The 5,786-nt window shown below is 64.7% G+C and carries 8 protein-coding genes; 1 reads left to right on the top strand and 7 read right to left on the bottom strand.

Annotated features, from left to right (window positions below; translation table 11 throughout):
• From EOA36_RS25285 to phnG, 4 genes are all read right to left on the bottom strand, one after another.
• Window positions 1-127 (bottom strand): alpha-D-ribose 1-methylphosphonate 5-phosphate C-P-lyase PhnJ (locus EOA36_RS25285; RefSeq protein WP_189553340.1); only part of this gene is annotated, 127 nt, incomplete at its 3' end.
• Window positions 124-1,236 (bottom strand): carbon-phosphorus lyase complex subunit PhnI, encoded by a 1,113-nt coding sequence (locus EOA36_RS25280; protein WP_127279890.1) that lies wholly within the window; start codon window positions 1,234-1,236, stop codon window positions 124-126. The genes EOA36_RS25285 and EOA36_RS25280, both read right to left, overlap by 4 nt.
• Before the next feature lie 2 nt (window positions 1,237-1,238).
• Entirely contained in the window at window positions 1,239-1,850 is a 612-nt protein-coding gene (gene phnH / locus EOA36_RS25275) for a phosphonate C-P lyase system protein PhnH (protein ID WP_127279889.1), read from the bottom strand.
• Window positions 1,850-2,311 carry a phosphonate C-P lyase system protein PhnG gene (gene phnG / locus EOA36_RS25270; RefSeq protein ID WP_127279888.1) on the bottom strand — a complete coding sequence of 154 codons (462 nt, stop codon included), beginning with the start codon at window positions 2,309-2,311 and terminating at the stop codon, window positions 1,850-1,852. Before phnG ends, phnH begins: the two co-directional genes overlap by 1 nt.
• A 110-nt stretch (window positions 2,312-2,421) precedes the next feature.
• Between phnG and phnF the strand changes: the two genes are divergently transcribed.
• Window positions 2,422-3,171, top strand: a complete 750-nt coding sequence (gene phnF, locus EOA36_RS25265; protein WP_127279887.1) for a phosphonate metabolism transcriptional regulator PhnF — start codon at window positions 2,422-2,424, stop codon at window positions 3,169-3,171.
• 8 nt (window positions 3,172-3,179) lie between these two features.
• Here the strand turns inward: phnF and EOA36_RS25260 are convergent, their stop codons facing one another.
• The 3 genes from EOA36_RS25260 to EOA36_RS25250 all read right to left on the bottom strand — a co-directional run.
• Window positions 3,180-4,196, bottom strand: coding sequence for a zinc-binding alcohol dehydrogenase family protein (locus EOA36_RS25260; RefSeq protein ID WP_127279886.1), 1,017 nt, complete (start codon window positions 4,194-4,196; stop codon window positions 3,180-3,182).
• Between the two features lie 77 nt (window positions 4,197-4,273).
• Window positions 4,274-5,242, bottom strand: a complete 969-nt coding sequence (locus EOA36_RS25255) for an ABC transporter permease (RefSeq protein ID WP_027144667.1) — start codon at window positions 5,240-5,242, stop codon at window positions 4,274-4,276.
• A partial coding sequence (locus EOA36_RS25250) for an ATP-binding cassette domain-containing protein (protein WP_145969302.1) occupies window positions 5,239-5,786 on the bottom strand: 548 nt, incomplete at its 5' end. The genes EOA36_RS25255 and EOA36_RS25250, both read right to left, overlap by 4 nt.

Below are 5,786 nucleotides of genomic sequence, written 5' to 3'. Positions count from 1 at the left end.
AGGCGAACGGCACCTGGTAGCCAGGAATGGCGATGCCCTTGAGGATCGCGCGGCGGATCATCCGCTTGGTCTGTTCGTCGAGATAGGCGAAGTTGTAGGTGGCGATGTCGGTCGGTTGCGCAGTCATTCCGCTGCCTCCTTCGTTTCTTCCGCCTTCGCTGGATTTTCGCGGGCCTCATACTCGGCGCGCATGCGGCGCACGAGGTCGAGTTCGGCCTGGAAGTCGACATAGTGCGGCAGTTTCAAATGCTCGACAAAGCCGGTCGCCTGGACATTGTCGGAATGCGAAATGACGAACTCCTCGTCCTGCGCGGCGGCGACGACGTCCTCGCCCAACTCGGAGGCGCGTAGCGCCCGGTCGCAGAGCGCCATGGCCATTGCCTTGCGCTCGCTCTGGCCGAAGACGAGACCGTAGCCGCGCGTGAATTGCGGCGGCGCCTTGGCCGAGCCCTTGAACTGGTTGACCATCTGGCATTCGGTGACCCGCACCGTGCCGAGCGGCACCGCGAAGGGCAGTTCGGGAACGTCAAGCTCCAACTCGACCTCGCCTATGCGGATCTCGCCGACAAAGGGATGGTTGCGGGCGTAGCCGCGCTGCGTGGAATAGCCGAGCGCCAGCAGGAAACCCTCGTCGCCGCGTGACAGCGCCTGCAGGCGGATGTCGCGCGCCATCGGGAATTCCAGCGGCTCGCGGGTGATGTCGCCGGGGATGTGATCCTGCGGCATCTTGCCATCGGGCTCGATCAGGCCTTCACGGGCGAGGATGGCCGAGACACGCGGCATGGGCTCGGCTTCGCGGGCGCGCTGCAAGGGCTCGGCGACATCGGCGCCGGTGGCAAGCTCGGGGTCGAGCAGGCGGTGCGTGTAGTCGAAGGTCGGGCCAAGCAGCTGGCCGCCAGGCAGGTCCTTGTAAGTCGCCGAGACGCGCCGTTCGACCAGCATCGCGCTGGTGTCGATCGGTCTGGTGTAACCGAAGCGCGGCAACGTGGTGCGGTAGGCACGCACCAGGAAAATCGCTTCGATCATGTCGCCGCGCGCCTGGACGATGGCGAGTGCGGCGAGTTCACGGTCATAGAGCGAGCCTTCGCTCATCACCCGGTCGACACCCAGCGCCAGCTGCTCGACGATCTGGTCGAGGCGGAGCGCGGGCACCGAGCGGTCACCGCGCCGGCGGTCGGCAAGCAGGCCGTGGGCGTTGGCAATGGCGGCTTCGCCACCTTTTACCGCGACATACATCTTCAAGCCTCCATCGTCTTGATGCGCGTCGTGCGCGGCAGGCAGGCTACGCCTTGCGATGTGGCGAGGACGATGTCGACGCCGCGCGGAAAGCGCTTGTTGTTTTGCTTCCACTGCTCGACGAAATGGCGCGGCATTTGTGCCGGCGCGATCGTGGCGCTGGTTTCGATGCCGGGGCCTTCGAGCAACAGCGGGGTTCCTGAAGTGAGATCGCCGACCTGCAGGATCAGCGTTGTCGATCGATCGGGATAGTCCTGCGTGCCTTGTGAGAAACCGTCGAGCGCCATCATCTCGGCCGGTGTGGCAACAAACGCGAAATGCGCGTCGGCCGGGGTGTTGGCAAGCGGCGCACCGGTGTGGAAACCAAGCCAGGAGCCGATCGCCGCGGAGGCGTGCAGGGCCGGGTCGAGCCAGAGCGGCGTGTCGTTGTCGCAGAGCGCCAGTGCAATGGCGCCTGATGTTGCCGAAAGCGGCGCCGGCGGGCGGGCCAGGCCCGGCAAGGGCTGGACGCTGCCCGGCCGCGCCATGGCGTCCATGACTGCCCGAAACACGGTCTGTGCGTTGAAGACCGGATCGGCGAAACCGCCCTCGATCGATTGTGCCGCGATATCCATCAATCTTCTCCGCGAACCATGGTGAAGAAATCCACTTTCGTCGCCGCCGTCTCGGCACGGCGTTTTTCGTGGGCAACGGTCAGAGCCGAGCGTAAGGGCGCAATGAGCCTGGTCTCGACCTCGGCGCGGCGGGCAGGGTCCTGCCAGAGCGCGTCGGCGATGGCCGCCAGCTTCGCCTTCTGCTTGTCGCGGCCAAGCGCGTAGCAATGACCGACCTGTCCGGACGGCAGCCGGACCGTGGCGCGGGTAACGGTCGCTTCGCCGACATTGAAGGGCGCGCCGCCGCCGCCGATGCGGCCACGCAGCGTGACCAGGCCGGTCTCGGGACCGCGCAGCAGCTCGGCTTGCGAAGGCAGGCCGGCCTCGTTCCAGAGCCGGACGATGTCGTCGCCGCTGGATTGCGCCAGCGTCGCCATGGCGGCTTTGCGCTCGGCCTGGTCGCGGGCTTCCTGTCCTCGCATCGGCAGCTTTCCTCTTCGCCAGATTTGTCTATTGATATAGACAACTATACAAATTATACATATTCCCTAACGCGAGTCCATGACGGGTGCGTGACAGGCGGGGGCAAAACATGATCGGGCAGCAAGCGGCCGACAGCATCGAGCGGCGCAGCGGTGTTTCACTATGGCGCCAGATCGCCGACAGGATCCTGCAAGCGATTGCCATTGGCGATTTCGCCGAAAATGCCGCGCTGCCGCCCGAAGTCGCGCTGGCCGAGCGCTACGGCGTCAACCGTCACACAGTACGCAGCGCCATATCGGCCCTCGTGCAGGAGGGCGTGCTGCGGGCCGAGCAAGGGCGCGGCACGTTCGTCTTGTCGCGCAAGCGGCTGTCCTATCCGATCGGCGCGCGTACGCGTTTCTCGGCGGGCCTGCAGGGACAGACGTCGGAACGACACATCGTGCTGCTCTCTTCATCGATCGAGCCGGCCAGCCAGCGTGTCGCCGAGGGTCTTGGCCTTGCCAGGGGCGCTGACGTGATGCGGCTGGAAACACGCGGCGAGGCCGACGGACGGTCCGTGTCGCGTGCTGCCAGCTGGTTCGATGCCAGACGCTTTGCCGGCATCGACGAGGCGATGGCGCAGACCGGTTCGATCACCGCGTCGCTCGCGCGTTTCGGCATCGACGATTATCTCAGGCAATCGACCGTGCTCTCGGCGCGCCATGCCGACGCCGCGGATCTTGCCGATCTCGATCTGCAGCCGGGCGCCATCGTGCTGGTCACGGTGGCGGTCAACGTCACGCCCGACGGCCAGCCGATCCAGTTTTCGGAGTCACGTTTTCCGGCCGAGCGGGTGGAGCTGAAGCTGTCGGCGCTGTAACGCCCCGGCTATCCGATCTCGATCACGGCCTTGATCAGGCCCGACTTTTCATGGACCCAGCGTGCGAGATCCCCTGGCGTATCGGTCAGCGTGGTCCGGTGGGTGACGAGCTTGGCCAGCGGCACGGCGCCATTGCGGATCGAGGCGGCGACATGATCGAAATCGGCGCGCAGCGCATTGCGGCTGCCGACCAGCGTCATCTCGCGCTTGTGGAACTCGGGATCGGAAAAGACGATGTCGTCCTTGACGACGCTGACCAGCACAAGCGTGCCGCCATGCGCGACATGGGCGAAGGCCGATTGCACCGAGGAGGTGTTGCCGGTGGCGTCGAAGACCACGTCGAAGCCTTCGCCACCAGTCGCGTCGCGCACCAGATCGGCAACCGGCGCTTGTGAGCCGTCAAGGACTGAGAAGCCGAGCTCGCTTGACGCGAAGCCCAGCCTTTCGCTGCTCATGTCGAGCAAGCTGACGTCGAGCCTGGCGATGCGGGCGAAGATGGCGGTGCCGAGGCCGATCGGACCGGCGCCGATGACCAGCGTGCGTGCACCGGGCTCGGAACGCGCGCGGCGCACGGCATGGGCGCCGATGGCCAGGAATTCGACGGCGGCGGCGTCGGCGAGCGACAGGCCGTTGGTGGGATAGAGGTTCTGCGTCGGCACCAGGATCTGTTCGCACATGGCGCCATCGCGATGCACGCCGAGCACTTCGATGCGCACACAGCAATTGGGCTTGCCGTGGCGGCAGGCGATGCATTTGCCGCAGGAGAGATAGGGGTTGATGATCACCGGTTCGCCGACCGCAAGACCGGCTCCTTCGCCGACTTCGACGACGGTGCCAGACACTTCGTGGCCCATGATGCGGGGGTAGGCGAGGAACGGGTGCTTGCCCTCGAAGATGTGATAGTCGGTGCCGCAGATGCCGACATGGCTGACCGCCACCAGTGCCCAGCCGGGAGGCGGCGAGCCGGGAGCGGGACGGTCTTCCAGAATGAGTTCGCCGGGCGAGCGGCAGACGACGGCTTTCATGGTTCGGTCCAATTTGGGTTTACGAAAACTCCGGCCCGTTTTGATACTGGGCCGGAGTTCGATTTTCGGTTCGTTGACTACTTGCCGCCGCGGCGGCGCAGGCCATCGAAATAGACGATGACGATGATCAGCACGCCGGTGATGACACGCTGCCAGAAGGCGTTGACGTTGAGCAGGTTGGCGCCGTTGTTGATGGTCGCCAGGATGAAGGCGCCGAGCAGTGGCCCGTGCACCGAGCCGACCGCGCCGAACAGTGAGGTGCCGCCGATCACCGACGAGGCGATCGCCTGCAGTTCCCACCCTTCGGCCTGGGTCGGGTTGCCGATGCCGATGCGCGAAGCCAAGAGCACGCCGACGAACGCCGCGCACAGACCCGACAGCGTGTAGGCCATGAAGATGGTGCGCTGGACGTTAACGCCGGACAGGCGCGAGGCCTCGGCGTTCGACCCAACCGAGAACAGATACCGGCCCCAGCGGCTGTGATGCAGGAAGACATAGGCGGGTATGCCGACCAGCAGGACCATCCAGAACAGATTAGGGACGCCGAGGAAGGAGTTGCGCGAGAATTCCTGGAAAGCATCATTGTTGATCGAAATCGAATTGCCGTTGGTCATCAAGAGGCCAATGCCGCGCAGCGACGTCAGGGTCGCCAGCGTGATGATGAAAGGCGGCAGGCCCATCTTGACGATGCCAAAACCATGGAAGAGGCCGATGGCGACGCCGACCAGCAAGGTGAGCAGGATGGCGAGGAAGACCGGGACGCCGGCGTTGATCAACATCGCGGCGATGACGGTTGCGAAGCCAACCACCGCGCCCACGGACAGATCGATGCCGCCGGTGATGATGACGAAGGTCTGGCCGACAGCCAAAATGGCGATCATCGAACCCTGGCGCAGCAGATTCGAGATGTTGTTGGCCGACGCGAAGCTCGATGTGGATAACGACAGGATGACCCACAGCAGCACCAGCAGCGCCAGCAGCGTCAGTCCGAACAGGGCGTTGTAATTGCGCTTCGGTTTTTCGGCAGGGATCGCCTCGGTGCTCATGTCTTTCCTCCCAACTTTTCTTGTTTCTCGGCGAGCGCCTGTGTGAGGATGTCCTCGTGATCGGCGGTGTGGAAGCCGTGCGTGGCCACCAGCTTGCCGCGGCGGAACACGTGCAGCGTGTCGGCCAGTTCATAGACTTCCGGCAAATAGGATGAGATCAGGATGATGCCGGCGCCCTTTGACAAGAGCGCGCTGAACAGGCGGTAGATTTCGGCCTTGGTGCCGACATCGACGCCAACCGTCGGCTCGTCGAAGATGAACAGCTTGGCGCCATGGGCCAGCCATTTGCCGATGACGATCTTCTGCTGATTGCCGCCCGAAAGGCTGGAAGCCAACGCATGGCGCGTCGGGGTCTTGATCCTGAGGCCGGCGATTTGGCGGTCGGCCTCGGCCTTCTCTTTCGCGCTCGAGATCAACAGGTTGCGGGAGATGCGCTTGTAGATCGGCAAATTGAGGTTGAGGCCAACCGGCAGGTTGAGACAAAGGCCCTGGTCGCGGCGGCTTTCCGGCGCCAGCGCCATGCCGAGCTTGATCGCGTCATGCT

The organism is Mesorhizobium sp. M8A.F.Ca.ET.021.01.1.1 (genome assembly GCF_003998025.1).
Lineage (GTDB): Bacteria > Pseudomonadota > Alphaproteobacteria > Rhizobiales > Rhizobiaceae > Mesorhizobium.
The sequence above is the reverse complement of the archived record's forward strand: the minus strand, read 5'-3'. Positions and strand labels throughout refer to the sequence as shown.

What these genes read in the sequence shown, in the direction of transcription:
- EOA36_RS25280 (WP_127279890.1), bottom strand. Translation starts at nt 1,236, where the DNA reads ATGTATGTCGCGGTAAAAGGTGGCGAAGCCGCCATTGCCAACGCCCAC.
- phnH (WP_127279889.1), bottom strand. Translation starts at nt 1,850, where the DNA reads ATGGATATCGCGGCACAATCGATCGAGGGCGGTTTCGCCGATCCGGTC.
- phnG (WP_127279888.1), bottom strand. Translation starts at nt 2,311, where the DNA reads ATGCGAGGACAGGAAGCCCGCGACCAGGCCGAGCGCAAAGCCGCCATG.
- phnF (WP_127279887.1), top strand. Translation starts at nt 2,422, where the DNA reads ATGATCGGGCAGCAAGCGGCCGACAGCATCGAGCGGCGCAGCGGTGTT.
- EOA36_RS25260 (WP_127279886.1), bottom strand. Translation starts at nt 4,196, where the DNA reads ATGAAAGCCGTCGTCTGCCGCTCGCCCGGCGAACTCATTCTGGAAGAC.
- EOA36_RS25255 (WP_027144667.1), bottom strand. Translation starts at nt 5,242, where the DNA reads ATGAGCACCGAGGCGATCCCTGCCGAAAAACCGAAGCGCAATTACAAC.